At 72.5% G+C, this 26,293-nt stretch carries 17 protein-coding genes; 8 read left to right on the top strand and 9 right to left on the bottom strand.

All coding sequences use genetic code 11. From position 1 onward, the window contains the following. Positions 1 to 41 precede the first annotated feature (41 nt). Complete coding sequence (locus ACIPW5_RS29160) at positions 42 to 2,816, bottom strand: LamG-like jellyroll fold domain-containing protein (protein ID WP_401251022.1); 2,775 nt, start codon at positions 2,814 to 2,816, stop codon at positions 42 to 44. Positions 2,817 to 3,072: 256 nt separating this feature from the next. After that, positions 3,073 to 4,086, bottom strand: a complete 1,014-nt coding sequence (gene gmd / locus ACIPW5_RS29155; RefSeq protein ID WP_401251019.1) for a GDP-mannose 4,6-dehydratase — start codon at positions 4,084 to 4,086, stop codon at positions 3,073 to 3,075. A 308-nt stretch (positions 4,087 to 4,394) separates the two neighbouring features. Between gmd and ACIPW5_RS29150 the strand changes: the two genes are divergently transcribed. Continuing rightward, entirely contained in the window at positions 4,395 to 5,339 is a 945-nt protein-coding gene (locus tag ACIPW5_RS29150; RefSeq protein WP_401251016.1) for a GDP-L-fucose synthase family protein, read from the top strand. Between the two features lie 17 nt (positions 5,340 to 5,356). Here ACIPW5_RS29150 and ACIPW5_RS29145 read toward each other — a convergent pair whose 3' ends face one another. Further along, positions 5,357 to 6,844 (bottom strand): sugar transferase, encoded by a 1,488-nt coding sequence (locus tag ACIPW5_RS29145; protein ID WP_401251013.1) that lies wholly within the window; start codon positions 6,842 to 6,844, stop codon positions 5,357 to 5,359. 382 nt (positions 6,845 to 7,226) lie between these two features. Between ACIPW5_RS29145 and ACIPW5_RS29140 the strand changes: the two genes are divergently transcribed. Then, positions 7,227 to 9,494, top strand: coding sequence for a M4 family metallopeptidase (locus ACIPW5_RS29140; protein WP_401251010.1), 2,268 nt, complete (start codon positions 7,227 to 7,229; stop codon positions 9,492 to 9,494). Positions 9,495 to 9,599: 105 nt separating this feature from the next. Here ACIPW5_RS29140 and ACIPW5_RS29135 read toward each other — a convergent pair whose 3' ends face one another. Beyond that, on the bottom strand, positions 9,600 to 10,058 hold the full coding sequence (locus tag ACIPW5_RS29135) for a hypothetical protein (RefSeq protein WP_401251007.1): 459 nt from the start codon (positions 10,056 to 10,058) through the stop codon (positions 9,600 to 9,602). Positions 10,059 to 10,248: 190 nt separating this feature from the next. After that, a complete protein-coding gene (locus tag ACIPW5_RS29130) occupies positions 10,249 to 11,799 on the bottom strand; it encodes a DHA2 family efflux MFS transporter permease subunit (protein ID WP_401251004.1) in 1,551 nt (516 codons plus the stop codon). A gap of 142 nt (positions 11,800 to 11,941) precedes the next feature. On the opposite strand from ACIPW5_RS29130, the gene ACIPW5_RS29125 reads away from it, so the two are divergent. Then, positions 11,942 to 12,943 carry an Lrp/AsnC family transcriptional regulator gene (locus ACIPW5_RS29125; RefSeq protein WP_401251001.1) on the top strand — a complete coding sequence of 334 codons (1,002 nt, stop codon included), beginning with the start codon at positions 11,942 to 11,944 and terminating at the stop codon, positions 12,941 to 12,943. Between the two features lie 28 nt (positions 12,944 to 12,971). Here ACIPW5_RS29125 and glgP read toward each other — a convergent pair whose 3' ends face one another. Continuing rightward, positions 12,972 to 15,608, bottom strand: a complete 2,637-nt coding sequence (glgP, locus tag ACIPW5_RS29120; RefSeq protein ID WP_401250999.1) for an alpha-glucan family phosphorylase — start codon at positions 15,606 to 15,608, stop codon at positions 12,972 to 12,974. 196 nt (positions 15,609 to 15,804) lie between these two features. Then, positions 15,805 to 16,404 carry a GNAT family N-acetyltransferase gene (locus ACIPW5_RS29115; protein ID WP_401250997.1) on the bottom strand — a complete coding sequence of 200 codons (600 nt, stop codon included), beginning with the start codon at positions 16,402 to 16,404 and terminating at the stop codon, positions 15,805 to 15,807. 341 nt (positions 16,405 to 16,745) lie between these two features. On the opposite strand from ACIPW5_RS29115, the gene ACIPW5_RS29110 reads away from it, so the two are divergent. The 4 genes from ACIPW5_RS29110 to glgB all read left to right on the top strand — a co-directional run bounded on the left by ACIPW5_RS29110 (position 16,746) and on the right by glgB (position 24,379). Then, positions 16,746 to 18,740, top strand: a complete 1,995-nt coding sequence (locus ACIPW5_RS29110; RefSeq protein WP_401250994.1) for an alpha-1,4-glucan--maltose-1-phosphate maltosyltransferase — start codon at positions 16,746 to 16,748, stop codon at positions 18,738 to 18,740. Beyond that, positions 18,737 to 20,443 carry a maltose alpha-D-glucosyltransferase gene (treS, locus tag ACIPW5_RS29105; protein WP_401250991.1) on the top strand — a complete coding sequence of 569 codons (1,707 nt, stop codon included), beginning with the start codon at positions 18,737 to 18,739 and terminating at the stop codon, positions 20,441 to 20,443. The genes ACIPW5_RS29110 and treS overlap by 4 nt, the downstream gene beginning before the upstream one ends. 154 nt (positions 20,444 to 20,597) lie before the next feature. Beyond that, positions 20,598 to 22,097 carry a phosphotransferase gene (locus ACIPW5_RS29100; RefSeq protein WP_401250988.1) on the top strand — a complete coding sequence of 500 codons (1,500 nt, stop codon included), beginning with the start codon at positions 20,598 to 20,600 and terminating at the stop codon, positions 22,095 to 22,097. Beyond that, positions 22,094 to 24,379 carry a 1,4-alpha-glucan branching enzyme gene (gene glgB, locus ACIPW5_RS29095; RefSeq protein ID WP_401250986.1) on the top strand — a complete coding sequence of 762 codons (2,286 nt, stop codon included), beginning with the start codon at positions 22,094 to 22,096 and terminating at the stop codon, positions 24,377 to 24,379. The genes ACIPW5_RS29100 and glgB overlap by 4 nt, the downstream gene beginning before the upstream one ends. Here the strand turns inward: glgB and ACIPW5_RS29090 are convergent. Together ACIPW5_RS29090 and ACIPW5_RS29085 are read right to left on the bottom strand one after the other, a co-directional pair. Then, the gene (locus ACIPW5_RS29090) at positions 24,369 to 24,713 is read right to left on the bottom strand and encodes a thioredoxin family protein (RefSeq protein WP_401250983.1); all 345 of its coding nucleotides are present in this window, start codon (positions 24,711 to 24,713) and stop codon (positions 24,369 to 24,371) included. The genes glgB and ACIPW5_RS29090 overlap by 11 nt on opposite strands. Before the next feature lie 16 nt (positions 24,714 to 24,729). Further along, entirely contained in the window at positions 24,730 to 25,119 is a 390-nt protein-coding gene (locus ACIPW5_RS29085; protein WP_401250980.1) for a MerR family transcriptional regulator, read from the bottom strand. A gap of 352 nt (positions 25,120 to 25,471) precedes the next feature. Here ACIPW5_RS29085 and ACIPW5_RS29080 point away from each other — a divergent pair, with 352 nt between their 5' ends. Then, on the top strand, positions 25,472 to 26,161 hold the full coding sequence (locus tag ACIPW5_RS29080; RefSeq protein WP_401250977.1) for a helix-turn-helix domain-containing protein: 690 nt from the start codon (positions 25,472 to 25,474) through the stop codon (positions 26,159 to 26,161). The last annotated feature ends 132 nt before the right edge of the window (positions 26,162 to 26,293 follow it).

Genomic DNA, 26,293 nt, shown 5'->3' with positions numbered 1-26,293 from the left:
CCCGGCGCAGCGTGCGCCGGGCCCCGTGCTCCGTCAGGCGGTTACTTCGGGCCGAAGGTGAGGACCAGCTGCGGAGCGGCGTCCGCGGCGGTCGACTCCGAGGACCAGATCCACAGCGGGTCGGTGCCCGTGCTGGTCAGCGCGAGGCTGTAGCTGCTGCCCAGCACCGCGGAGACCGCGGCGGTGTTCAGCTCGACGTTCTGGACGGCCGAGCCGTCCGGCACGCCCGCGATGCTGCCGAGCGGGGTGGTGCCGAGGGCGGGCTTGGTCGTGAACGTCGTGCCGGCGCCGGTCCAGGTTCCGGTGACCGGGACCACGGAGACGGTGTCGGCGGTGCCGGCGCCGGCCTGCGTGGAGGTCTTGAACTGGAGGGAGGCGGTCTTCAGGACCTGTCCGGCCGGGGCGGCCGGGAGGGGGAAGCGCAGGTACGACTCGTAGGCCGAGGTGCCGCGCACCGCGAGCGAGGACGAGGTGCCGTAGGCGGTGCCCGGGGCGCCCTGGTTGACGTAGGTGTCCTCGGAGGCCGTGACCTTGGAGACCGTGTCGGCCGGGGCCTTGGCCAGGTCGAAGTGGGCCTTGACCTGGGCCTGGGTGAGGGCCGTCGGGTAGACGGCGGTCTCGTCGATCTGGCCGGCGAAGAAGTTGCTCGTCGGGCGGTTCGGCCAGCTGGCGAGGTTGTCGCCGCCCACGTGCCAGAAGCCGGCGTACGGGGTGGAGTCGGTGGCGCTGTTGGTGCCCTTGTTCTGGCCGTCCACGTAGAGGGTCATGCCGCCGGGCCCCTGGGTGCCGACGACGTGGTGCCACTTGTTGTCGTTGTACGTCTCGAACAGGCCGGTGGTGATGGTCCTGGCCGTGCCGTTGTAGACGCCGAAGGCGAGGCGGCCGGTGTTGGTCATGTACAGCTGCTTGTCGTACGTGCCGCTGCTGTTGGCCGTGTTGTTGCCGAAGCCGATCAGCTTGCCGCCGCGCGTGGTGTTGGTCTTGAACCACGTCTCGACGGTGAAGGAGGCGCCGACGCTCTGCCGGTGGTCGCTGTGGACCTGCTGGCTGGTGCCGTTGAAGCCCATGGCCGTGCTGGTGCCGGTGACGGCGCCGGGGCTCTGGCGCAGGGCCGGGGCGTTGACCTGGACGCCGCCGGTGTTGCCGCCGTTGGAGGAGTCGGCGACGTACGGGCTGACGGTGTCGTCGTAGCGCCAGTACAGGTTGGCGCCGTCGGCGCGGACCCGGTCGGGATAGGCCTGCACGGAGGCGGGGACGGTCACGGCGGCGTTCGCCGACAGGGCGCTCGTGTTGCCCGCGCCGTCGGTGGCGGTCACCCGGTAGGTGTAGGACTGGCCGGCCTTGACGGTGGTGTCGTTCCAGGAGGCCTGGGGCCGCTCGAACTCAAGGGAGTCGGCGGTCACGGTGGCGATCGGGGTGGCCGAGCCGTTGCGGTAGATCCGGTAGGTCAGCCTGCTGTCGTCCTGGTCGTAGCTGGTGCGCCAGCGGACCTGGGCCTCACCGGGCTTGACGCTGCCGGCGCTGGCCACGGGGGTGGTCGGGGCGCCGACGTCGCCGGTGTTGGCGAAGCGGGTCAGACCCTGCTGGGCCTGGCCGTTGATCAGCGTGAACTCACCGCCCGCCCACAGGTACTTGACGCCGTCCTTCTCCGCCACCGACATGACGCGCGGGCCGATGCCCTCGCCGATGCCGTCGTTGGCGGTGGGGTGCCAGCCGAGCTTGCGGGGGCCGCGCACGAAGCCGTCCACGGGCGCGGGGGCGGCGCCGGTGTGGTCGGTGGGCTGCGCGAGGAAGAAGTTCCGCTTGCCGTCGGGGAACTCCAGCTCGCTGGAGCAGTCGTGGGCGTGCGAGGAGCTGTAGAGGACCCCGTCGTACGGCAGCACGTACTGGGTCGCGCCGAGGCAGCGGTCGCGCCACTTCTCGGCGAAGGCGAGGTTCAGGCCGATGCGGCCGTCGAAGACGCCGCCGCCGGAGCCCTCGTTCGCGGTGTAGTAGCCCGTCGCGTCGGCCGAGATGTGCTTGACGACCGAGTTGGAGGGGATGTTCGAGTACGTCTTGGCGACCGCGCCGGTGGCGGCGCTGACGACGGCCAGGGCGTGCGTGTTGGTGCCGTTGACGGAGAAGAAGTCGCCGCCGAGCAGGACGCTCTTGCCGTCGTTGCTGACCTTGACGGCCCGGCCGGGCTCGTCCGCGTTGGCGGTCCAGGGCTTCAGGGCACCGGAGGCGGCATCGACCGCGGCGAACCGCTCGCGGGTCTGGCCCTCGACGGCGTTGAAGTCGCCGGCGACGTACAGGGTGTCGTCGGTGACGTCGAGCGCGCGCACGGTGGCGGGCACGCCCGGGTGGAAGGCGGCCTTGGGGGTGCAGGTCTCGATGTCGACCGCGGCGAGGCTGGAGACCGGGGTGCCGTTGACGGCGCCGAAGTAGCCGCCCGCGTACAGGGTCTTCTTGTCCTTGGAGACGGCCAGCGCCCGGACCGTCGCGGTGCCGTCGCTGACGGTGAAGGCCAGCTTGCAGGCGGTCGGGTTGCCCGTCGCGGCGTCCAGCGCCACGAAGTTGACCGCTTCCTGCTCGGCGCCGCCGACGGCGTCGGGCGGGCGGACCGCGGAGAAGGTGCCGCCCGCGAAGACGGTGCCGTTCGCCTGCTCCATGGCGAAGACGACGCCGTTCGGCTGCCAGGTGGGCAGCTCGTCGGCGGTGAACGCCACCGGCGGTGTGATGGCGGCGGCCTCGGGTATCAGCACCAGGCCGAGGCCCGTGCCGGCGCCGGCCAGTGACAGTGCGAGGGCAGCTGTCAGCCCTCTGGATCTACGCATGAGCCCCCCAGGGCTGTTTGCCCGGTTTGATGGCTGGAACTATCCGAACAGTCGTATGTACTGGCGCAGACTAGGGCTCACGCGGGGCCCCGGTCACCTCACTTGACCCGCTGCATACCAACGTGGAACCAACGGAGTTCAGGCTGGAGGGTGCGCCGTGGACACACGGCGGGTGCGCACCCGGCCACACCCGTACGGAGCCCTGAGCTCGCGGGTATGACCGGGACACGGCAAATCGTAGGCGAAAGCCGGAGCCTCAGCGGTCGATCCGGACGGTGGCGCCCGCCAGTTGGTCCTCGACCTGGCGCACATCGGCGTCCACCATGATCCGCGCCAGCTCGGGCACCAGGACCGTCGGCTTCCAGCCAAGGATCTCGCGGGCCTTGGAGGCGTCGCCGATGAGGGCGTCGACCTCGCTGGGGCGCTCGTACTTGGGGTCGTAGCGGACGTGGTCGGTCCAGTCCAGGCCGGCGTGGGCGAAGGAGGACTCGACGAAGTCCCGTACGGTGGCGGCGACTCCGGTGGCGACCACGTAGTCGGTCGGCTCGTCCTCCTGGAGCATGCGCCACATCGCGTCGACGTACTCCGGGGCGTAGCCCCAGTCGCGGACGGCGTCGAGGTTGCCGAGGTAGAGGTGGTCCTGGAGGCCGGCCTTGATGCGGGCGACCGCCCGGGTGATCTTCCGGGTCACGAAGGTCTCGCCGCGGCGGGGGGACTCGTGGTTGAAGAGGATCCCGTTGACGGCGAACATGCCGTACGCCTCTCGGTAGTTGACCGTGGTCCAGTACGCGAACACCTTCGCCCCGCCGTACGGGCTGCGGGGGTGGAAGGGGGTGTCCTCGTTCTGCGGGGGCGGCGTGGAGCCGTACATCTCGGAGGACGAGGCCTGGTAGATCCGGGTGTCGACCCCGCTGGCCCGGATGGCCTCCAGCAGCCGCAGCGCACCGAGTCCGGTCACGTCGCCCGTGTAGAGGGGGGCGTCGAAGGAGACGCGGACGTGGGACTGGGCGCCGAGGTTGTAGACCTCGTCGGGGCGTATGTCGCGCAGCAGGTTCACCAGGGCGACGCCGTCGGAGAGGTCGGCGTGGTGCAGGACGAAGGAACGGTTCGCCGTCTGCGGGTCCTGGTAGATGTGGTCGATCCGCTCCGTGTTGAAGGTGGAGGACCGCCGCACGAGCCCGTGCACCGTGTAGCCCTTGGAGAGCAGGAGCTCTGCGAGGTACGAGCCGTCCTGTCCGGTGACGCCGGTGATCAGTGCGGTCTTGCCCATGTGGTGTCCCCCTGGGATCCGTTGCTGTTCTGATGTGCTCCGGCCTCTGGCACGGCCGGTCTCCTGCTGTTCGCCCTCGGCCCGGCGCGCAGGGCCCCCCGACGGCCCTGCGGCATTCCGGCAGGCGGCGGGCCGTGCCCGCCCGTCCCTGGTCCGGGACTGGATGCGTACCGTACACGCCCGCTCCGCATATGCCAGCCCCGCCGTACGATCCGGCCCGGCGGCCACCGGGTGGCGGCCCGTGCCTTCCTGACGCCGGGTCCGGGCTCCCCGGAGTCCCGCGGCAGCGGACTGGCATGATCGGCGGTATGACAAGCACCCCGCCCCTCCTGCCCCCGCACGCCCGCGTCTTCGTCGCCGGACACCGCGGCCTCGTGGGGTCCGCGGTCGCGCGCCGCCTCACCGCCGACGGCCACGAGGTGCTCACCCGCGGGCGCGCCGACCTCGACCTGCGCGACGCCGCCGCGACGGAGGCGTACCTGCGCGACGTCAGGCCGGACGCGGTCGTGCTGGCCGCCGCCAAGGTGGGCGGGATCATGGCCAACAGCACGTACCCGGTGCAGTTCCTGGAGGACAACCTCAGGATCCAGCTCAGCGTCATCGCGGGTTCGCACGCCGCCGGGGTGGGCCGTCTGCTGTTCCTCGGCTCCTCGTGCATCTACCCGAAGCTGGCCCCGCAGCCCATCAGCGAGGACGCCCTGCTGACGGGTCCGCTGGAGCCCACCAACGAGGCCTACGCCCTCGCCAAGATCGCCGGCATCGTGCAGGTCCAGTCGTACCGCAAGCAGTACGGGGCCTCGTACGTCTCGGCCATGCCCACGAACCTCTACGGCCCGGGCGACAACTTCGACCTCCAGTCCTCGCACGTGCTGCCGGCCCTGATCCGCCGCTTCCACGAGGCGGCTGCGGAGGGCCGGGACGAGGTCGCCCTGTGGGGCAGCGGCACCCCGCGCCGGGAGTTCCTGCACGTGGACGACCTGGCGGCGGCCTGCGCGGTGCTGCTGGAGCGCTACGACGGCGACGAGCCCGTCAACATCGGCTGCGGCGAGGACCTCACCATCAAGGAGCTGGCCGAGACGGTCGCCGAGGTCACCGGCTTCCGGGGCCGGCTGGCCTGGGACCCGTCCAAGCCGGACGGGACCCCGCGCAAGCTGCTCGACGTCTCCCGCCTGACCGCGCTGGGCTGGAAGCCGGGCATCGCGCTGCGGGACGGCATCGACGCCACCTACCGCTGGTGGCTCGACCAGGGCTGACCTCACCTCGCGGCCCCTCAGTACGCTCCGCGGCCGTCGACCACGGCGCGGAGCGTACGGCCCATCACGTCGACATCGCTGGTGAAGGACCAGTTGTCCACGTACTGAAGATCAAGCTGAATCGTTTCATCCCAGGACAGGTCCGACCGCCCGCTGATCTGCCACAGGCCGGTCATCCCGGGCCGCACGGCGAGCCGGCGCAGCTCGACCTCGTCGTACTCGGCCACCTCCTCCGGCAGCGGCGGGCGGGGGCCGACCAGGGACATGCTGCCCGTCAGCACGTTCACCAGCTGCGGCAGTTCGTCCAGTGAGGTGCGGCGCAGCAGCCGGCCCACCCGGGTCACCCGGGGGTCGCGGCGCATCTTGAACATCAGGCCGTCGTTCTCGTTGGCCCCCGCCAGCTCGGCCTTGAGGCGATCGGCGTCCGTCACCATCGTGCGGAACTTCCACATGACGAAGGGGACCCCGTCCCGCCCGATGCGCCGCTGGCTGTAGAAGGCCGGCCCCTTCGAGCCGAGGCGGATGGCCAGGACGAGCCCGAGGAACAGCGGCGACAGCAGCAGCAGCCCGACGGCGGCCCCGGCCCGGTCGAGCACCGTCTTGAGCAGGGGCTGCACCCCGTGCCGCACGGGCGGCACGACCCGCAGCACGGCGAGCCCGCCCGCCGAGAGGGTCTCCAGCCGCTTGACGGAGACCTCCACCAGCCCGGGGAACACCGCCAGTTCGAGGCCCTCGTCGTGCAGGGCCCAGGCCACCCGTCGCAGCCGCTCCCCCGTGAACCGCGCCCCGGGCGCGACGAGCACCAGGTCGGCGTGGTGGCGGCGGACGGCGCGCAGCACGGCGGAGGCGTCCCGGTTCGGCGCCTTCGGCACCGAGGCGTCCAGCCTGGCCGCGACCGGTATCCCCCCGGTGACGGGGCCCCCGCCGACGGGGGCGATGCCGACGACCACGTACGGGTGGTCGGTGCGCGCGGCGAGGTGCGCGACGAGGAGCTCGGCGGCGGCGGGCTCGCCGACCACCAGCACCCGGCTGACGGCCTGGACCTCGCGACGGGCGGCCGTCAGGTGGCGGTACGTCAGTTTGTGGCAGGCGACGGTGACGAGGAGCGCGGGCAGGAGTGCGCCGAGGGCGGCGAGGCGGGGGGTCTCCTCGGCCGTCACCACCCGGGCGACGGCCAGGACACCGATCAGAATCAGCCAGTCGTGCAGCACGGGGAGCACTCCGCGGGATTCTCCGAGCACGCGGGCCGCGTACCGACGCCGCAGCGTCTGCACCCCGGTCCAGGCGAGGGCCGCGCCGAGTGCGCAGTGCAGGGGCCTGGCCTGCCCGGCGGCGTGGAAGACCAGGCCGACGGGCACGGCGGCGCCGACGAGGTCGGCGGTCACGGCCACGGGCAGGTACCACCGCGCCTTGTCGCCGAGCCGCCCCGCGGGGGCCGTGGCCGGACCCTCGAACCCGGCCGCCCCGGGGGCCACTCTTTGCTCAGGAAAACGGACATGCCTCATGGGTCCCCCTGGCACGTGGTCTATGTCGGTGACGCTTGTCCACTGCTTCCCCTGGCAGCGAACACATGTCGCACCGGGAAACAGTACGACAAACACCCGTACGGTAAATGCCGTTCGCGTGAACGGGACCCCTCGTTGCTCAAGTGTTAACAGCCGGTAGCAACCGTTCCACGCGTCCGCGGGATGCGTCCCACACGAAGGTGAATGGTTCGGATACCGGATCCGTATCTTCGGACAACGGACTGTTTCCGGCCAACCTTTTGATGTGGCCCTGACATCGCCGCCCACAGCTGGCACTCTTCGATCCGTTCATCGCACCAGCCCTGATCTGCCCGGAGGCCCACCCAGCCATCCGGAACCCCCCTTGCAGAAGGAGTCTGCGTTGAGTCCCACCCCCCAGCGGCGTGCCACCGCGGCCGGCGCTCTCGTAGCCGCGGCCGCCCTGCTCGCCGTAGGCATACAGGCCGGTACCGCCACCGCCGACGCCACCGCGTCGCAGGCCCGCACGGCCGCCCAGCCCAACCCGGGCGCGGCCAATGTCGTACTCAGCGCTTCGGAGCGTGCGACGCTCATCACCGAGGCCAACTCGACCACCGCCCAGGCCGCGAAGGCGCTCGGCCTCGGTGGCGGCGAGAAGCTGATCGTCCGCGATGTGGCCAAGGACGCGGACGGCACCACGCACACCACCTACGAGCGGACCTACGACGGTCTGCCCGTGCTCGGCGGCGACCTCACCGTCCACGCCAAGGGCGGCGTCACCAAGAGCGTGACCAAGGCGACCCAGCACGAGATCAAGGTCTCGGACACCAACGCCACCGTCACCCCGTCCGCCGCCGAGGGCCAGGCCGTTTCAGCCGCGAACGCCGAGGGCTCCAAGCAGACCAAGGCCGACAAGGGTGCCCGCAAGGTCATCTGGGCCGCGGACGGCGTCCCGGTCCTCGCCTTCGAGACCGTCGTCGGCGGCCTCCAGGACGACGGCACCCCGAGCGCGCTGCACGTGATCACCAACGCCAAGACCGGCGCGAAGATCTCCCAGTGGCAGGGTGTCCAGACCGGCACCGGCAACACCCAGTACAGCGGGCAGGTCACCCTCGGCACCTCGCAGTCGGGCAGCAACTGGACGCTGACCGACGCCGGCCGCGGCAGCCACAAGACCTACAACCTGAACCGGGGCACCTCCGGCACCGGCACCCTCTTCTCCGGTCCGGACGACGTCTGGGGCAACGGCGCCGCCTCCAACACGGAGACCGCCGGCGCGGACGCCCACTACGGCGCCCAGGTCACGTGGGACTACTACAAGAACGTCCACGGCCGCAACGGCCTGCGCAACGACGGCGTGGCCCCGTACAGCCGGGTCCACTACGGCAACGCGTACGTCAACGCCTTCTGGGACGACTCCTGCTTCTGCATGACCTACGGCGACGGCGACGGCAACAACAAGCCGCTCACCTCGATCGACGTGGCCGCGCACGAGATGACCCACGGCCTCACCTCGGTCACCGGCAACATGACCTACAGCGGTGAGCCCGGCGGCCTGAACGAGGCCACCTCCGACATCATGGCGGCGGCGGTCGAGTTCTACGCCAACAACCCGCAGGACGTCGGCGACTACCTGGTCGGCGAGAAGATCGACATCCGCGGCAACGGCACCCCGCTGCGCTACATGGACAAGCCGAGCAAGGACGGCTCCTCCAAGGACGCCTGGTACTCCGGCATCGGCGGCATCGACGTCCACTACTCCTCGGGTCCGGCCAACCACTGGTACTACCTGGCCTCCGAGGGCTCCGGCGCCAAGGTCATCAACGGCGTGAGCTACGACTCGCCGACCTCCGACGGCCTGCCCGTCACCGCGATCGGCCGTGACGCCGCCTCGAAGATCTGGTTCCGCGCGCTGACGGTGGGCTACTTCAAGTCGACCACCAACTACGCCGACGCCCGCGTCCAGACCCTGAAGGCCGCCGCCGACCTGTACGGCCAGGGCTCGGCCACGTACAACAACGTCGCCAACGCCTGGGCCGCCATCAACGTCGGCCCGCGCATCAACGACGGCGTGACGGTCTCCCCGATCGCCAACCAGAACACCCAGATCAACACCGCGGTGAGCCTCCAGGTCCAGGCGACCAGCACCAACCCGGGCGCGCTGACCTACGCGGCGACCGGCCTGCCGGCCGGCCTGTCGATCAACTCCTCGACCGGTCTGATCTCCGGTACGGCGACCACCGCGGCCACGTCCAACGTGACCGTCACGGTGACGGACTCGGCGAACAAGTCGGCCACGGCGTCCTTCACCTGGACCGTGGGCACCTCGCAGCCGAACGTGTTCGAGAACACGAACGACTACGCGATCGCCGACAACGCGACCGTCGACTCGCCGATCACGGTGACCCGCACCGGCAACGCGCCGAGCACCCTCAAGGTCGACGTCAACATCGTCCACACCTACATCGGTGACCTGAAGGTCGACCTGGTCGCCCCCGACGGCACCCTCTACAACCTGCACAACCGCACCGGCGGCAGTGCGGACAACATCGTCAAGAGCTACACGGTGAACGCCTCCTCCGAGGTCGCCCAGGGCGTCTGGAAGCTCCGGGTCAACGACAACGCGAGCCTGGACACCGGCAAGATCGACAGCTGGAAGCTCACCTTCTGATCCCCTCGGGGCAGGAAGTGAACCGCCGCTGAACCGCTGAAACCACGGGGCCGCCCGGGAGGAAACCTCCCCGGGCGGCCCTGTCCCATGTGGCGGGACGGTCCGTCAGCCGATGGACCGCAGGACCCGGTTCATGAGGGCGCCCGGAGCCATGCTGCGGTCGTCGTCGTCCCAGTCGTCGCGGTCGTGGCGGCCGTGGTGGCCGCCGGACGGCTTCACCTCGACGGAGCGGACGTTGAGGTCGCGCGCGCGCTCGCCCGGCCGCAGCACCTCCTGGGCCTCGCCCCCGCAGCTGTCGCCCCGGTAGACGAGGGCCAGCCCGTCCGTTTCGTTCTCCACGAAGAAGGCCGGACTGTTCCGGCTGGTGCCGGTCAGCCGGTAGCAGGTGTCGTAGTTCCCCGGCTCGATCGACCGGCGCCGCACGTCCCCGTCGTCGTCCGCGTACCGGTAGTGGATCTCACCGAGGCCGTAGTTGCGGTCGTCGGCCAGGGACTGGCCGGCGGTCGGGAGGACGAGCGCGACGGAGGCCAGGAGCGCGGCCGCGGCGGTGGAGCGAAGACGCATGTGAGGGTCCGTTTCTCGGGGGGTGTGGGGGACCGGGTCCGGTGGACGTCCGCGGGCAGCCTAGGAGCGGGCCCGGCGGCGGGAGCACCGCCATGCGCAGCACGTTCGAAGGTTCACCCTCCCGAGGAGCCGCCCGGAACGCCCCGGCGCCCGTACGGCCGTATGCCGTACGGGCGCCGGGGCGCGGGGCTCAGCCGGACGTCCGCCCGGACCCGGGAGCGGCGGCCGGGGCGACCGCCGGAGCAGCGGCCGCAGCGCCCGCCGGAGCACCTCCCTGCGCCGGGACCGGGGCCCCCGCGGCCGGGCGGCCGACCAGCAGCGCCACCGCCAGGGCGCCCGCCAGGCCCATTGCCCCCGACACCAGGAAGGTGTCCCGCAGCCCGCTCGCGAAGGCCGCGTCCACCCACTCCCGCGCCGCCGGCACCGCCAGCAGCCGCCCCGCCCCGCCGGAGGCCAGGGCGTCGGCGAGCTCCCGGGGCCGCCCGCCGAGCCCGTCCGCCAGCCCGGCGTGGAACACCGCGCCCAGCACCGCGATCCCCAGGGCGGTGCCCAGCTGCCGCGCGGTGTTCAGCGCACCGCCGGCCATGCCCGCACGGGCCGGGGCCACCGCCCCCATCGCGGTGGCCGCCAGCGCCGGGGTCGCCATGCCCACGCCCACGCCTGTCACCAGCAGCCCGGGCACCAGCGCGGTCCAGCCGTCGCCCGCGTCCAGCATCCAGGCCTGGAGCAGCGCCCCCGCCCCGATCAGCAGCAGCCCGCCGCCGATCGTCAGCCGGGCCGGGGCCCCGTGCAGCAGCCGCCCGGCCAGCGCCGCGACGACGAAGCCCGCGAGGCTCATCGGCAGCAGCACCAGACCGCCGCCCACCGGGCTCATCCCCTCGGCCGACTGGAGCCAGAGGGAGACGTACATCAGGTACGAGAACGCCGCACCGGACAGCAGCAGCCCGGCGGCCATCACCGCCACGAAGACCGGGCTGCGGAACAGCGAGAGGTCGAGCATCGGGCGCGGGCCGCGCAGTTCGACGAGGACGAAGGCGGCGAAGGCGGCCACCGCCAGGCCGAACAGCCCGAGGGTGGCGGCCGAGGTCCAGCCGTTCTCCCCGACCCGGATCAGGGCGTACGTCAGGGCCCCGGCCCCGACGGTGAAGGCGGCCATGCCCGGCAGGTCGAGGCCCTTGGCCCGTGGGTCGCGGGACTCGGCCACCGCCTTCAGGGTCACCCAGACCGCCAGCGCGCATACCGGCAGGTTGATGAAGAAGATCCAGCGCCAGCCGAAGTGCTCGGTCAGCAGCCCGCCGATGACCGGCCCGGCCGCGGCGGCCGCACCGTTGACCGCGCCCCACACGCCGAAGGCGACGCCCCGGTCGCGGCCCTGGTAGGCCGAGCTGAGCAGGGCCATGGTGGTGGCGAACATGGCCGCGCCGCCGATGCCCTGCACCGCGCGGAAGGCGATCAGCGCGGCCGGTCCGTCCGCGAGCCCGCAGGCGAGGGAGGAGGCGGCGAAGAGCACCAGCCCGCCGAGGTAGACCCGGCGCCGGCCGATCCGGTCGGCGAGCGAGCCCGCGCCGAGCAGCAGGGCGGCCAGGGCGAGGGCGTAGACGTCCATCACCCACTGGAGGCCGGCGAAATCCGTGCTCATGTCGGCGGCCATGTCCGGCAGGGCGACGGTCACGATCGTGACGTCGACCAGGAGCATGAACGCCCCGAGGCACACCGCCGTCAGCGGCAGCCACTTGCGCATGGGAGGTCTCCTCGTATCGGGGGGGTGGGGCGGGGAGCACCCCCGCGTGACCCCACCGTCGCAGCGGCCCGGCCCGGAACCCCACCCGCGAGCCGCTGTCTGCCGGATTTCCCTCATGGACGGACCCGTCATGATGGAAACCATGAATGACGAGGAGCTGGACGGTCTCGACCGTGCGCTGATCCAGGCCCTGGTGATCGACGGCCGCGCGGCCTTCAGCCGGATCGCCGAGGTACTGGAGGTCTCCGACCAGACCGTCGTGCGCCGCTACCGGCGGCTGCGGAGCGCCGGCCTGGTCCGGGTCGTCGGCCTGCCGGTGGGCAGCCGCGTCGGGCTGTTCGAGTCCTGGCTGCGGGTGCAGTGCGCCCCCGACGCGGCGCTCCCGGTGGCCGAGGCGCTCGCCCGCCGCCCGGACATCGCCTGGGTGACCATGAACTCCGGCGGCACGGAGATCCACTGCATGACCCGGGCCCGTACCCGCCGGGACCGGGACGCCCTGCTGCTGGACAAGCTGCCGCGCACCCGCCGGGTCACCGGCATCAGCGCCCACACCATCCTGCGGAAGTTCTTCGGCGGGCCGGACGCCTGGGCGGGCGTCGACGAGCTGCGCCCCGATCAGATCGCGGCCCTGCAACGGCCGGCGCCGGAGCCGGGGCCGGAGCGGTACGTCCTCGACGCGGCGGAGTACGCGCTGCTGGCGGTGCTGGGCCGGGACGGCCGTGCGGGGTATCCGGAGCTGGCGCGGGCCACCGGGCTCTCGGAGTCCACCGCCCGCCGCCGGCTGGAGCGGCTGCGGGACGCCGGGGCGCTCTTCTTCGACGTGGAGTTCGTGCCCGAGCTCTTCGGCTACGAGGCGGAGGCGACGCTGGTGCTGCACGTCCCGCCGGCCCGGCTGGCGGAGGTGGGGAACGCGCTGGCCGGCCACCGCGAGGTGCCCTTCGCCGCGGCCGTGACCGGGGCCGCCTCCCTGATGGCGGTGGTGGTGTGCCGGGACACCGACGCCCTCTACACCTATCTGACGGAGCGGATCGGCGCGGTGGACGGGGTGGGCCAGGTGGAGGTGATCCCGGCGCTGCGCAGCGTGAAGCGGGCCGGGATGCTGGTCGAGGGCGGGCGGCTGGTGGATCCGCCGCCCGCCCCCTGATCCCGCCCGCCCCCGTCCGGCGCCGAGGTCAGCGCAGCAGCACGCCGCCCAGCGCGTCGGTGTCCACCGGGGCCGCGACCAGGCCCAGTTCGGCCGGGGAGGCCAGCAGCGGGTGCGTCGGCAGGATCCGTACGGTGTAGCCGAAGGGCCCGGTCCGGTCCAGTGCGAGCGGGCCCTCGTACACCCAGCGGCCCTCCAGGTCGGGTCCGGCGGCGGGCTTGAGCGGGAAGGCCCGCCCGTCCCGGATCACGTCCTGGGCGTCGACCCGCCCGGCAACCGCCTGCACCTCCACGTCCTCCGGCGCGAGCGCGTCCAGCGCGACCCGGACCCGCAGCGTGAGGGTGGCGCCCAGTTCGGCGGTGCCCCCCACGGGCGCCGCGGCGACGGCCTCCACGTGCTCGACGGCGACCCGCGGCCAGGAGGCCCGGATCCGCCCCTTCCACCAGGCCAGTTCCTGGGCGGCGTCGGGGCTCAGGGCGCGGTGGGAGAGCGCGGCGGGGGCGTAGAGGCGTTCCACGTACTCCCGCACCATCCGCCCCGCGAGCACCTTCGGGCCCAGGGACACCAGGGTGCGCCGGACCATCTCGATCCACCGCACCGGGAGCCCGGCCCGGCCGTCCCGGTCGTAGAAGCGGGGTGCGACCCGCTCCTCGATCAGCTCGTAGAGGGAACCGGCCTCCAGGTCGTCGCGGCGGTCCTCGTCCGTGCCGAGCCCGTCGGCCGTGGGGATGGCCCAGCCGAAGTCGGGCTCGAACCACTCGTCCCACCAGCCGTCCAGCACCGACAGGTTGAGGCAGCCGTTGAGCGCGGCCTTCATCCCGCTGGTGCCGCAGGCCTCCAGCGGGCGCAGCGGGTTGTTCAGCCAGACGTCGCAGCCCGGGTAGAGCTTCTGCGCCATGGCCATGCCGTAGTCGGGCAGGAAGACGATGCGGTGGCGCACGCGCGGGTCGTCGGAGAAGCGGACCAGTTCCTGGACGAGCCGCTTGCCGCCGTCGTCGGCCGGGTGCGCCTTGCCGGCGACGACGATCTGCACCGGGCGGTCCGGGTCCAGCAGCAGCCGGCGCAGCCGTTCCGGATCGCGCAGCATCAGCGTGAGCCGCTTGTAGGAGGGCACGCGGCGGGCGAAGCCGATGGTCAGCACGTCCGGGTCGAGGACGCCGTCCACCCAGCCGAGTTCGGCGTCGGCGGCCCCGCGCTGCTTCCACGAGGCGCGCAGCCGGTCGCGGACCTCCTGGACCAGCTGCTCGCGCAGGGCCCGGCGTACGTCCCACACGTCCTGGTCGGGGATGTGGGCGACGGCGTCCCAGCGGGCGGAGGCGCCCACGGCGAGGGCGTCCTCGGCACGCCCGGCACCGATCTGGCGGGCGCCGAGCCGCATGACCTCGGGGGCGACCCAGGTCGGGGCGTGCACCCCGTTCGTCACGGAGGTGATGGGGACGTCGGCGGCGTCGAAGCCCGGCCAGAGCCCGGCGAACATGCCGCGGCTGACCGCCCCGTGGAGGGTGGAGACCCCGTTGGCGCGCTGGGCGAGGCGCAGGCCCATCACGGCCATGTTGAACACCCCGGGGTCGCCGCCCGGATAGGACTCGGCACCCAGTTCCAGGATCCGCTCGACGGGGACGCCGGGCAGTTCGCCGCCGTCGCCGAAGTGCCGGGCGACGAGGGAGCGCTCGAACCGGTCGATGCCGGCGGGGACGGGGGTGTGCGTGGTGAACACGGTCCCGGCGCGGACGGCTTCGACGGCCGCGTCGAAGCCGAGGCCCTGCTCGCCGTCGAGTTCCCTTATGCGTTCCAGGCCGAGGAAGCCGGCGTGTCCCTCGTTGGTGTGGAAGACCTCGGGGGCGGCGTGGCCGGTGATCCGGCAGTACGTCCGTACGGCGCGGACGCCGCCGATGCCGAGCAGCATCTCCTGGAGGAGGCGGTGGTCGCTGCCGCCGCCGTAGAGCCGGTCGGTCACCTCGCGGGCGCCGGCGTCGTTGTCCTCGACGTCGGAGTCGAGCAGGAGCAGCGGCACCCGGCCGACGCGGGCCTGCCAGATGTGCGCGTGCAACGACCGCCCGCCGGGCAGCGTGAGCGACACCCGGGCCGGGGTGCCGTCGTCGTGCCGCAGCAGGGACAGGGGCAGCTCGTGGGGGTCGAGCACCGGGTAGTGCTCCTGCTGCCAGCCGTCGCGGGAGAGCGACTGGCGGAAGTAGCCGTGCCGGTAGAGCAGACCGACGCCGATGACCGGGACGCCGAGGTCGCTGGCGGCCTTGAGGTGGTCCCCGGCGAGGATGCCGAGGCCGCCGGAGTACTGGGGCAGGGCCGCGGTGATGCCGAACTCGGGGGAGAAGTAGGCGATGGCGGCGGGGAACTCCGCGGCGTTCTCGTTGGTCTGGTACCAGCGGCCGCCGTGGAGGTAGTCGTCGAGGTCGGCGGCGGCCACGGCGAGCCGCCGCAGGAACCGCCGGTCGGCGGCGAGTTCCTCCAGCCGGGAGGCGGGCACGGCACCGAGCAGCCGGACGGGGTCGCCGCCGGCGGCCTGCCAGCCCTCGGGGTCGACGGATTGGAAGAGTTCGCGTGTTTCCGTATGCCACGACCAGCGCAGGTTGCGCGCGAGGTCGGCGAGCGGCATCAGGGGTTCGGGGAGGACGGGGCGCACGGTGAATCGACGGATAGCCTTCACACGTTCCACCTTCGCAGGGGATGACGGATCGGAGCGACCGCACCACGCTGTGCACCCGCACCTCGCCCCCGGAAGGCTAGCGGCGGACGCCCGCCGCGGCCATCCCGCCTCCGGGACCGCCGGCCGGCCGACGGACGCCCGACGGCAGCGCGTCGGCAGCGCGTCGGCAGCGCGTCAGCGGTGCGTCGGCGGTGCGTCAGCCGTCCGTCGCGAGACGGGCGTGCAGGTGCTCGTCGTGCCAGCCGTCGGCGTGCAGCAGGGCGCCGCGCATGGTGCCCTCCAGCGGGAAGCCGGCCTTGAGCGCGACGGCGCAGGAGGCCGGGTTGGCCACCGAGTGGCAGATCCGCAGCCGGTGCAGGCCGGCCTCGCGGAAGGCCCAGTCGGCGACCGCGGCCACCCCCTGCGGCATCACCCCCCGCCCGCGCCCGGCCGGCAGCAGCCAGTACACGAACTCCGCGCTCGCGCCCTGCGGGTCGAGGTCGGCGAGCCCGGTCAGGCCCACGGCCGGGGCGTCCGGCTCCGGCGACACGGCCCAGACCGCCGCCTCCCGCTCCGCCCACCGCCGGTTCCAGCGGGCGATGCGGGCCGCGGCCGAGGCGGGGGTCTCGGGACCGGGCCGGTTCCAGTGCCGGATGCCGGGGTCCTCGTACGCGGTGACGAGCACCGGGGCGTCGGCCTCGCGCCAGGGCCGCAGCACCATCCCGCAGGGGAGGCCGAGGACCGGCTGAGGGGCCCCGCCCCATGCGGCGGAAGGGGCTATCGGGGCTCGTGTGACGGAGGTGTTCTCGCTGTCCATCGGCCCATCCTCACCGACTTGACGGAGCCTCGGCGGATGCCGGGCCGCACCGAGCCGTTCCCTGATCGTCCGCGTCCCCCTACGTACGAGTAGTTAACCGACGGCGCGGATTGGCAGGGGTGAGAGTGGGAAGGGCTGTGCGAGTACACGCGGTACACGCACGGCGCACCCGCCCACAACCTTTCCCCGCCACCCGAGTGAACGCGGACAGGAGCGGCCATGCCCGCAGCCCAGCCGTCTTCCGAGCGGCTAGAAACAGAGCGAACAGAGCGTGCACTACCGGCCGACTTCCCGGCCGGCCCGTCACCGAGCCCTGCGAACTGCCCCCAGGTGATCCCATCATGATCGGTCGCATTCCCGTGCTGGACGTCCGCCCCGCCGTCGACTGCGGCGCCAGACCCGCCAAGGCGGTCGTGGACGAGGTCTTCGAGATCTCCGCCACCGTATTCCGAGAGGGCCACGACGCCGTCGCCGCCCACGTCGTCCTGCGCGACCCGAGCGGGCGGCTGCGCCCGCCGGTGCCGTTGCGGGAGCTCGCCCCCGGCACCGACCGGTGGGGAGCCCGGGTCTCCGCCGAGGTCGAGGGGAGGTGGACCTACACCGTCGAGGCGTGGAGCGACCCGGTCGCCACCTGGCGGGCCCACGCCGCGATCAAGGTCCCGGCCGGCCTCGACACCGGGCTGACCCTCCTCGAAGGCGCCGAGCTCTACGAGCGCGCCGCCGCGAAGATCCCCAAGCGGGACGGCCGCGAGGCCGTACTGGCCGCGGCCGACACGATGCGCGACGAGGACCGGCCGGCCGCGCAGCGGTACGAGGCCGCGCTCGCGCCCGCGGTGGACGCGGCGCTCGCCCGGCGCCCGTACCGGGAGCTGGTCACGGCGGCCAAGCCGCTGCCGCTGATCGTCGAACGCAAGCGGGCCCTCTTCGGCTCCTGGTACGAGATGTTCCCCCGCTCCGAGGGAGCGGTGGTGGAGCCGGGCGAGGCCCCGGTGAGCGGCACCTTCCGCACCGCCGCCGAACGGCTGCCGGCGATCGCCGCGATGGGCTTCGACGTCGTCTACCTGCCGCCGGTCCACCCGATCGGCTCGACCTACCGCAAGGGCCCCAACAACACTCTCTCGGCGGGGAGTTGGGATCCCGGCGTGCCGTGGGCCATCGGCTCCCCGGAGGGCGGCCACGACGCGGTCCACCCCGAGCTCGGCACCCTGGAGGACTTCGACTTCTTCGTGGCGCGCGCCCGCGACCTCCGGATGGAGATCGCCCTCGACTTCGCCCTCCAGTGCTCCCCCGACCACCCCTGGGTGGACAAGCACCCGGAGTGGTTCCGCCACCGCGCCGACGGGACGATCGCGTACGCCGAGAACCCGCCGAAGAAGTACCAGGACATCTTCCCGGTCCACTTCGACGCGGACATGGCCGGCATCGTCGAGGAGACGGTCCGGATCCTGCGGCACTGGATGGAGCACGGCGTCCGGATCTTCCGGGTCGACAACCCGCACACCAAGCCCGTCGTCTTCTGGCAGAAGGTGATCGCGGAGATCAACAAGTCCGACCCCGACGTCATCTTCCTGGCGGAGGCCTTCACCCGGCCCGCGATGATGCGCACGCTGGCCTCGGTCGGCTTCCAGCAGTCGTACACCTACTTCACCTGGCGCAACACCAAGGCCGAGCTGACCGAGTACCTGACGGAGCTGTCCGGCGACCGCTCGGCCTCCGTGATGCGGCCGAACTTCTTCGTCAACACGCCCGACATCCTCCACGAGTACCTCCAGAAGGGCGGCCGGCCCGCCTTCGAGGTCCGGGCGGTCCTCGCCGCCACCCTCTCCCCCACCTGGGGCCTCTACGCGGGCTACGAGCTCTGCGAGAACACCCCGGTCCGGGAGGGCAGCGAGGAGTACCTGAACTCCGAGAAGTACGAGCTGCGCCCGCGCGACTGGGCCGCCGCCGACCGGGACGGCACCTCGATCGCCCCGCTGATCACCTCGCTGAACCGGCTGCGCCGGCGCAACCCCGCCCTCCAGCAGCTGCGCGACATCCACTTCCACCCGACCGACAACGAACAGGTGATCGCCTATTCGAAGCACTCAGGTGGCAATTCCGTACTGGTGGTCGTCAACCTCGATCCGCACCACACCCAGGAGGCGACGGTCTCGTTGGACATGCCGGTACTCGGCCTCGACTGGCACGGGTCCCTCGCGGTGCGCGACGAGCTCACCGGCGAGACCTACCACTGGGGCAGGGCGAACTACGTGCGCCTGGAACCGGGCCGTACTCCCGCGCACGTCCTGGCCGCCCTGCGACCGTCCCCGCCCACCGGAGGGTCACCCACCACATGATGATCAACGATCCCGTCCACGACACCTTCGAAGACACCCCCGCCAAGGACCGCGACCCCGACTGGTTCAAGCGGGCGGTCTTCTACGAGGTCCTGGTCCGCTCCTTCCACGACAGCAACGGCGACGGCGTCGGTGACCTCAAGGGGCTCACCGCCAAGCTGGACTACCTCCAGTGGCTCGGCGTCGACTGCCTCTGGCTCCCGCCGTTCTTCGCCTCGCCGCTGCGCGACGGCGGCTACGACGTCGCCGACTACACCTCCGTGCTGCCCGAGTTCGGCGACCTCGCCGACTTCGTGGAGTTCGTCGACGCCGCGCACACCCGCGGCATGCGGGTGATCATCGACTTCGTCATGAACCACACCAGCGACCAGCACGAGTGGTTCCAGCAATCGCGCAAGGACCCCGACGGGCCGTACGGGGACTACTACATGTGGGCCGACAACGACAAGCAGTACCAGGACGCCCGCATCATCTTCATCGACACCGAGACCTCGAACTGGACGTACGACCCCGTCCGCAAGCAGTACTACTGGCACCGCTTCTTCTCCCACCAGCCGGACCTCAACTACGAGAACCCGGCCGTGGTGGAGGAGATCGTCTCGGCGCTGCGCTTCTGGCTCGACCTCGGCATCGACGGCTTCCGCCTCGACGCCGTGCCCTACCTCTACGCCGAGGAGGGCACCAACTGCGAGAACCTGCCCCGCACCCACCAGCTCCTGAAGCGGGTGCGCGCCGAGATCGACGCGCACTACCCGGACACCGTGCTGCTCGCCGAGGCCAACCAGTGGCCCGAGGACGTCGTCGACTACTTCGGCGACTTCGCCAAGGGCGGGGACGAGTGCCACATGGCGTTCCACTTCCCCGTCATGCCGCGCATCTTCATGGCGGTGCGAAGAGAGTCGCGCTACCCCGTCTCCGAGATCCTGGCCAAGACCCCGGCGATCCCGGACGGCTGCCAGTGGGGCATCTTCCTGCGCAACCACGACGAGCTCACCCTCGAAATGGTCACGGACGAAGAGCGCGACTACATGTACGCCGAGTACGCCAAGGACCCGCGGATGCGGGCCAACATCGGCATCCGGCGCCGGCTCGCCCCGCTCCTGGACAACGACCGCAAGCAGATGGAGCTGTTCACCGCCCTGCTGCTGTCGCTGCCCGGCTCGCCGGTGCTGTACTACGGCGACGAGATCGGCATGGGCGACAACATCTGGCTCGGCGACCGCGACGGCGTGCGGACCCCCATGCAGTGGACCCCGGACCGCAACGCCGGTTTCTCCTCCTGCGATCCGGGCAGGCTGAACCTGCCGGTCATCATGGACCCGGTCCACGGGTACCAGGTCACCAATGTCGAGGCGGCCATGGCGTCGCCCTCCTCACTGCTGCACTGGACCCGCAGGCTGATCGAGATCCGCAAGGCCAACCCGGCCTTCGGCCTCGGCTCGTACACCGAACTGCCCTCGTCCAACCCGGCGGTGCTCGCGTTCCTGCGCGAGTTCGGGGACGACCTGGTGCTGTGCGTGCACAACTTCTCCCGCTTCGCGCAGCCCACCGAACTGGACCTGAGGTCGTTCAACGGGCGGGTCCCGGTGGAGCTCACGGGTGACGTGCGCTTCCCGCCGATCGGCGAGTGGCCGTACCTGCTGACCCTGGCGGGACACGGCTTCTACTGGTTCCGGCTCCGCAGCGACCAGCGCGCCGACTGACGGACCCGCTACGGGGCGGGCACTCCTTTGGGTCAACGGCCCGCCCCTGTACGGATCATCCTGACCCGACACACGCACATACCGGAGAAGCAACTGCCGCGCATCCGGGACACTCTGCGCATTCTGTGACGGCCCGGGGAAAGGACGCGACGCCATGTCGGAGGCTGCATCCGCCCGGAGCCGGCTGACGCCCGCCCGGGCCGGCGGGACCGCCGGAGGACCCGATCCCGCCGGGGTACCGGGACCGGGATCCGCCGGGACCGCGGGGACCGCCGCGCTGGAGCCGATGCTGCGGGAGTGGCTGCCCGCACAGCGCTGGTTCGCCGGCAAGGGGCGCCGGATCGGCCGGATCGAGGCCGTCTCGGCGGCCGAACTGCTGCCGCCGGGGTCCTCCCCCGGCCTGCTGCACCTGCTGCTCGACGTGGACGGGGACTGCTACCAACTCCTGCTGGGCATCCGCCCGTCCCCGCTCCCGCCCGCCCTCGCGCCCGCCCTGATCGGGCACGCCGAGAGCGGCCCGTACGCCGGCCGGGCCGTGTACGAGGCGCTGGGCGACCCCCGGCTCGCCTCGCTGCTGCTGGAACGGCTGCGCTCCCCCGGGACGCTGGGCCCGCTCCGCTTCGACCGGGACCCGGACACACCGGTCCAGGCCGGGCTGCTGCCCCGGCCCCTGTCCGGGGAGCAGACCAACTCCTCCCTGATCTACGGGGACGCGTACATCCTCAAGGTGTTCCGCCGGGTCGGCCCCGGGGTCAACCCCGACCTGGAGCTGCCCAGGGCCCTGGCCGCCGCCGGCTGCGCCCGGGTGCCCGCCCCGGTCGCCTGGTACGAGGCCGAGCTGGCCGGTGGAGAACCGTTGACCCTGGGCGTGCTCCAGCCCTACCTGCGCGGCTCCGACGACGGCTGGCAGCTGGCCCTGCGCAGACTCGGGGCCGGGGCCGACTTCACCGCCGAGGCGCACGCCCTGGGCCGGGCCACCGCCGAGGTGCACAGCGCCCTCGCGACGGCGCTGCCCACCCTCGCCCTCGGCCCCGAGCAGACCGCCCGGCTCGCCGCCGGGATGACCGCCCGGCTCGCCGCCACCTGCCGCGAGGTGCCCGCGCTCCGGCCGTACGAGGCCGGGCTGCGGGGCGCCTTCGACGCGCTGGCCGCCTCCCGGGGCGCCGGGGTCCCCGCCCAGCGCATCCACGGGGACCTGCACCTGGGCCAGACCCTGCGCACCGCCGACGGCAGCTGGGCCCTGATCGACTTCGAGGGGGAGCCGGCCCGGCCGCTCGCCGACCGGCGCCGCCCCGAGCCGGCGGTCCGCGACATCGCCGGGATACTGCGCTCCTTCGACTACGCCGCCCGCTCGCACCGGCCCTTCGCCCCCGCCTGGGCGGACGCCTGCCGGACCGCGTTCTGCGAGGGCTACGCCCGCACCACCGGGCGCGACCCGCGCGAGGACCCGGTGCTGCTGCGCGCGTACGAGACCGACAAGGCGGTGTACGAGGCCCGGTACGAGTCCCGGCACCGCCCCGACTGGCTGCACGTCCCGATGGCGGCGATCCGCCGGCTGTCGGAACCCCAGCGGCCCGCACACCGCATGCCCCCGCCGGCTCCCGGCACCGCCCCCACCCCCCACCCGAAGCCCCCGAGGAGGCCGCTCGCGTGAGCGCCGCACGACAGCCGTCACCGACCGTCCGCGAGGAAGCCGCAGCCGTACCCGAGCCCGCGAAGCGGCCCCGCGCACCCCGGGCCCGCCGCGCCGCCCCGCCCCACGGGGTCCGGCCGGCGCCCGCGCTGGACGCGGAGGAACGGGCCCGGCTGCTGGAGGGCCGCCACCACGACCCCCACGCGGTGCTGGGCGCCCGTGCGCAGCGGGGCGGGGTGGCCTTCCGGGTGCTGCGCCCGCACGCCAAGGCCGTCACCATCGTGGCCAAGGGGCTGCGGGCCGAGCTCTTCGACGACGGGGACGGGCTGTTCTCCGGGCTGCTGCCGCTGACCGGGGTGCCGGACTACCGGCTGCTGGTGACGTACGAGAGCGACGAGGTCGAGGTCCACGACCCGTACCGGTTCCTGCCCGCCCTCGGGGAGCTGGACCTGCACCTGATCGGCGAGGGCCGGCACGAGGAGCTGTGGACGGCGCTGGGCGCCCGGCCGATGGAGCACCGGGGCGTGGCCGGCACCCGCTTCACGGTGTGGGCACCGAACGCGCAGGGGGTGCGGGTCACCGGGGACTTCTCGTACTGGGACTCGGTGGCGTACCCGATGCGCTCGCTCGGATCGAGCGGGGTGTGGGAGCTGTTCCTGCCCGGGGTCGGCGAGGGCGCCCTGTACAAGTACGACATCACCCGGCCGGACGGCAGCCACACCCTGCGCGCCGACCCGATGGCGCAGTACGCGGAGGTCCCGCCGGCGAACGCCTCGGTGGTCACGGCCTCGCGGTACGTGTGGCAGGACGCGGAGTGGATGGCCACGCGCGGTGCCAGAGCGCCGCACCAGGCGCCGCTGTCGGTGTACGAGCTGCACCTGGCGTCCTGGCGGCCGGGGCTCACGTACCGGCAGCTGGCGGAGCAGCTGCCGGCGTACGTGAAGGAGCTGGGCTTCACCCACGTGGAGTTCATGCCGGTCGCCGAGCACCCCTTCGGCGGCTCCTGGGGCTACCAGGTCACCGGCTTCTACGCACCGACCTCGCGGATGGGCACCCCGGACGACTTCCGGCTGCTCGTCGACGCGCTGCACCGGGCCGGGATCGGGGTGATCGTCGACTGGGTGCCCGCGCACTTCCCGCGCGACGACTGGGCCCTGGCCGAGTTCGACGGGCGGCCGCTGTACGAGCACCAGGACCCGCGCCGGGCCGCGCACCCGGACTGGGGGACGCTGGAGTTCGACTACGGGCGCAAGGAGGTCCGCAACTTCCTGGTCGCCAACGCGGTGTACTGGTGCCAGGAGTTCCACGTGGACGGGCTGCGGGTGGACGCGGTGGCCTCGATGCTCTACCTGGACTACTCGCGCGGCGAGGGCCAGTGGGCGCCGAACGAGCACGGCGGCCGGGAGGACCTGGACGCGGTGGCCCTGCTCCAGGAGATGAACGCGGTGGTCTACCGGCGCTGCCCGGGGGTGGTGACGATCGCGGAGGAGTCGACGGCCTGGGACGGGGTCACGCGGCCGACGGACTCGGGCGGGCTGGGCTTCGGCCTGAAGTGGAACATGGGCTGGATGCACGACACGCTGCGGTACGTGTCGAAGGAGCCCGTGCACCGCAAGTACCACCACCACGACATGACCTTCGGGATGGTGTACGCGTTCAGCGAGAACTACGTGCTGCCGATCTCGCACGACGAGGTGGTGCACGGCAAGCGCTCGCTGGTGTCGAAGATGCCGGGCGACTGGTGGCAGCAGCGGGCCACGCACCGCGCGTACCTGGGCTTCATGTGGGCCCACCCGGGCAAGCAGCTGCTGTTCATGGGGCAGGAGTTCGCGCAGGGCTCGGAGTGGTCGGAGACGTACGGACCGGACTGGTGGCTGCTGGACTCCTCCTATCCGGCGGCCGGCGACCACCGGGGGGTGCGCGACCTGGTGCGCGACCTGAACCGCGCGTACACGGCGGCCCCCGCGCTGTGGGAGCGGGACGCGGTGCCGGAGGGCTTCGCCTGGGTGGAGGCGGACGCCGCCGAGGACAACGTGTTCGCGTTCCTGCGGTACGCGCAGGACGGCTCGCAGCTGCTGTGCGTGTCGAACTTCTCCCCCGTGGTCCGGCACGGCTACCGGATCGGGGTGCCGGAGGAGGTGCCGCTGTGGCGGGAGGTCCTCAACACCGACCGGGAGGAGTACGGCGGCAGCGGCGTCCACCACGGCCGGCCGCTGCGCCCCGAGCCGGTGCCGGCCCAGGGGCGTGCGGCGAGCCTGCGGATGACGCTGCCGCCGATGGCGACGGTCTGGCTCAGGCCGTGACGAGGACCTCGTCGAGCTCCTGGAGCAGCCGGCGCTTGGGCCGGGCCCCGACGATCTGCCGGACGGGCTCGCCGTCGTGGAAGAGGATCAGGGTCGGCATGGACAGCACCCCGTAGCGGGTGACGGTGGCGGGGTTGGCGTCCGCGTCGATCTGGACGACCTTGAGCAGGCCGTCCCGTTCGGCGGCGACGGCGGAGAGCACCGGGGCGAGCTGGCGGCAGGGGCCGCACCAGTCCGCGGTGAACTCCACCAGGACGGGCCGGCCCCGCTCGGCCAGCACCTGCGCCTCGAAGTCGGCGTCGGTCACTTCCGCCACGCCCTGGGCACGGATCATTTCGGTTCCCCTCTCGTCAGCCGGTCATCTCGCAGCGCGGCACGGCTTCCCCGGCGGCCTCCTCGGCCGCCGCCAGCTGGTGCGCGACCTGGTCGCGGACCTCGGCCAGCCGGCCGATGAGGCCGTCCAGCTCGGCGAGCTTGCGGCGGTACACCGCGAGCGAGGCCGGGCAGGAGTCCCCGGCGGGGTGGCCGGCGCGCAGGCATTCGACGAACGGCCGGGTCTCCTCCAGTTCGAAGCCGAAGTCCTGGAGGGTCCGGATCTGGAGCAGCAGGCGCAGGTCGTCCTCGTCGTAGTCGCGGTAGCCGTTGCCCGTCCGCCGGGCCGCGAGCAGTCCGCGTGACTCGTAGTACCTGAGCGTCCGGGTGCTGGTCCCGGCCCGCTTCGCCAGTTCGCCGATGCGCATGGTCCGACCGTATTCCTTGACGTCGGCGTCAAGGGAAGGGCGGGTTTCCGCGGAGGGGTCGGGGGGCCCTCACCACCCCCGTATGCGAGGGCCCCCGCCATGGATCACGGACGGCGGGCGCGGCCGGTTCACGGACTGTGAGCGGGATCACTCCGCGGGCTTCGCGGGTCACCTGAAATGGAGTGGCCGAATCCGTACGCTGGCCCCACTTCCCCGAATGGATCTTTCCATGACCCGATTACCGGACAGTCGCCGGGAAAACCGCACAAAGCCATGAACTCCATAGGACTTTCCTACGAGTTATGGGCTTGTTTGAATAGTCTGTAGTCGGCGAAGGTTAGCCACTTCTACGGTGTGCCCTGTGCACTCCAGCCCACCTTTCAATGCCCCCGCCGCGCGCCGCATCCGCGCGGCCCTGGGCATGGCTCCCGGTCATGTCGCCTACGGCCTGCGGGCCCAGTACGGACTGCTCGTCGCACCCGAGACCGTGATGGCGTGGGAGCGGGGCGAGCAGTCCCCCACCTCCGCCGAGCTCACGGCCCTGGCCGGCGTGCTCTGGTGTTCCCCCGGGGAGCTGCTGGCCGAGCCCGTCACCCTGCGGGAACACCGCATCGCCCGGGGCCTGGACCCCGAGGACCTGGCCCGCCGGGTCGGGGTCGAGGCGAACGCGTACCGGAAGATGGAGGAGAGCGGGCGCTGGAAGGGCAACGAGCGCCAGTCCGCCGCCCTCGCCTCGGTGCTCGGCCTGACCCTGGCCCAGTTCGTGACGGCGACCGGCAAGCACGAGGAGCTCGCCGGCCTGCTGCGCAGCGCGGCCACCACCCGCTGGCAGGCCTACGTGAAACCGCTGGGCAAGCTGCTCCCGGTGCCGAAGGCCCACCTGGAGCGGGTGCTGGAGCTCCTCTACAACGACTACCAGTCGCGGATGGTGGCCACCCTCGGCTGGGGCGGCGCCGAGGGCGCGGCCGGCACCGGCGACGCGGGGCGGGAGTTCCTCGCGGAGATCACGGACCGGTTCTGGGCCCTGGCCGGGGGCGCCTGATCCGGGGCGGTGCACCGGGTGCGCGGCGGCCCCGGGCGCTTCCCGGGGGAGGCGCGCCGGGGCCGCTCGGCGGGGAGATCGGGACGCAGGTCCCGGCGGGAGGGGCCGTTCGCCCGGACGTTCACCAGGCCG

The organism is Streptomyces sp. NPDC090077 (genome assembly GCF_044747545.1).
GTDB lineage: Bacteria > Actinomycetota > Actinomycetes > Streptomycetales > Streptomycetaceae > Streptomyces.
This window is presented reverse-complemented; position numbering and strand designations above follow the sequence as displayed.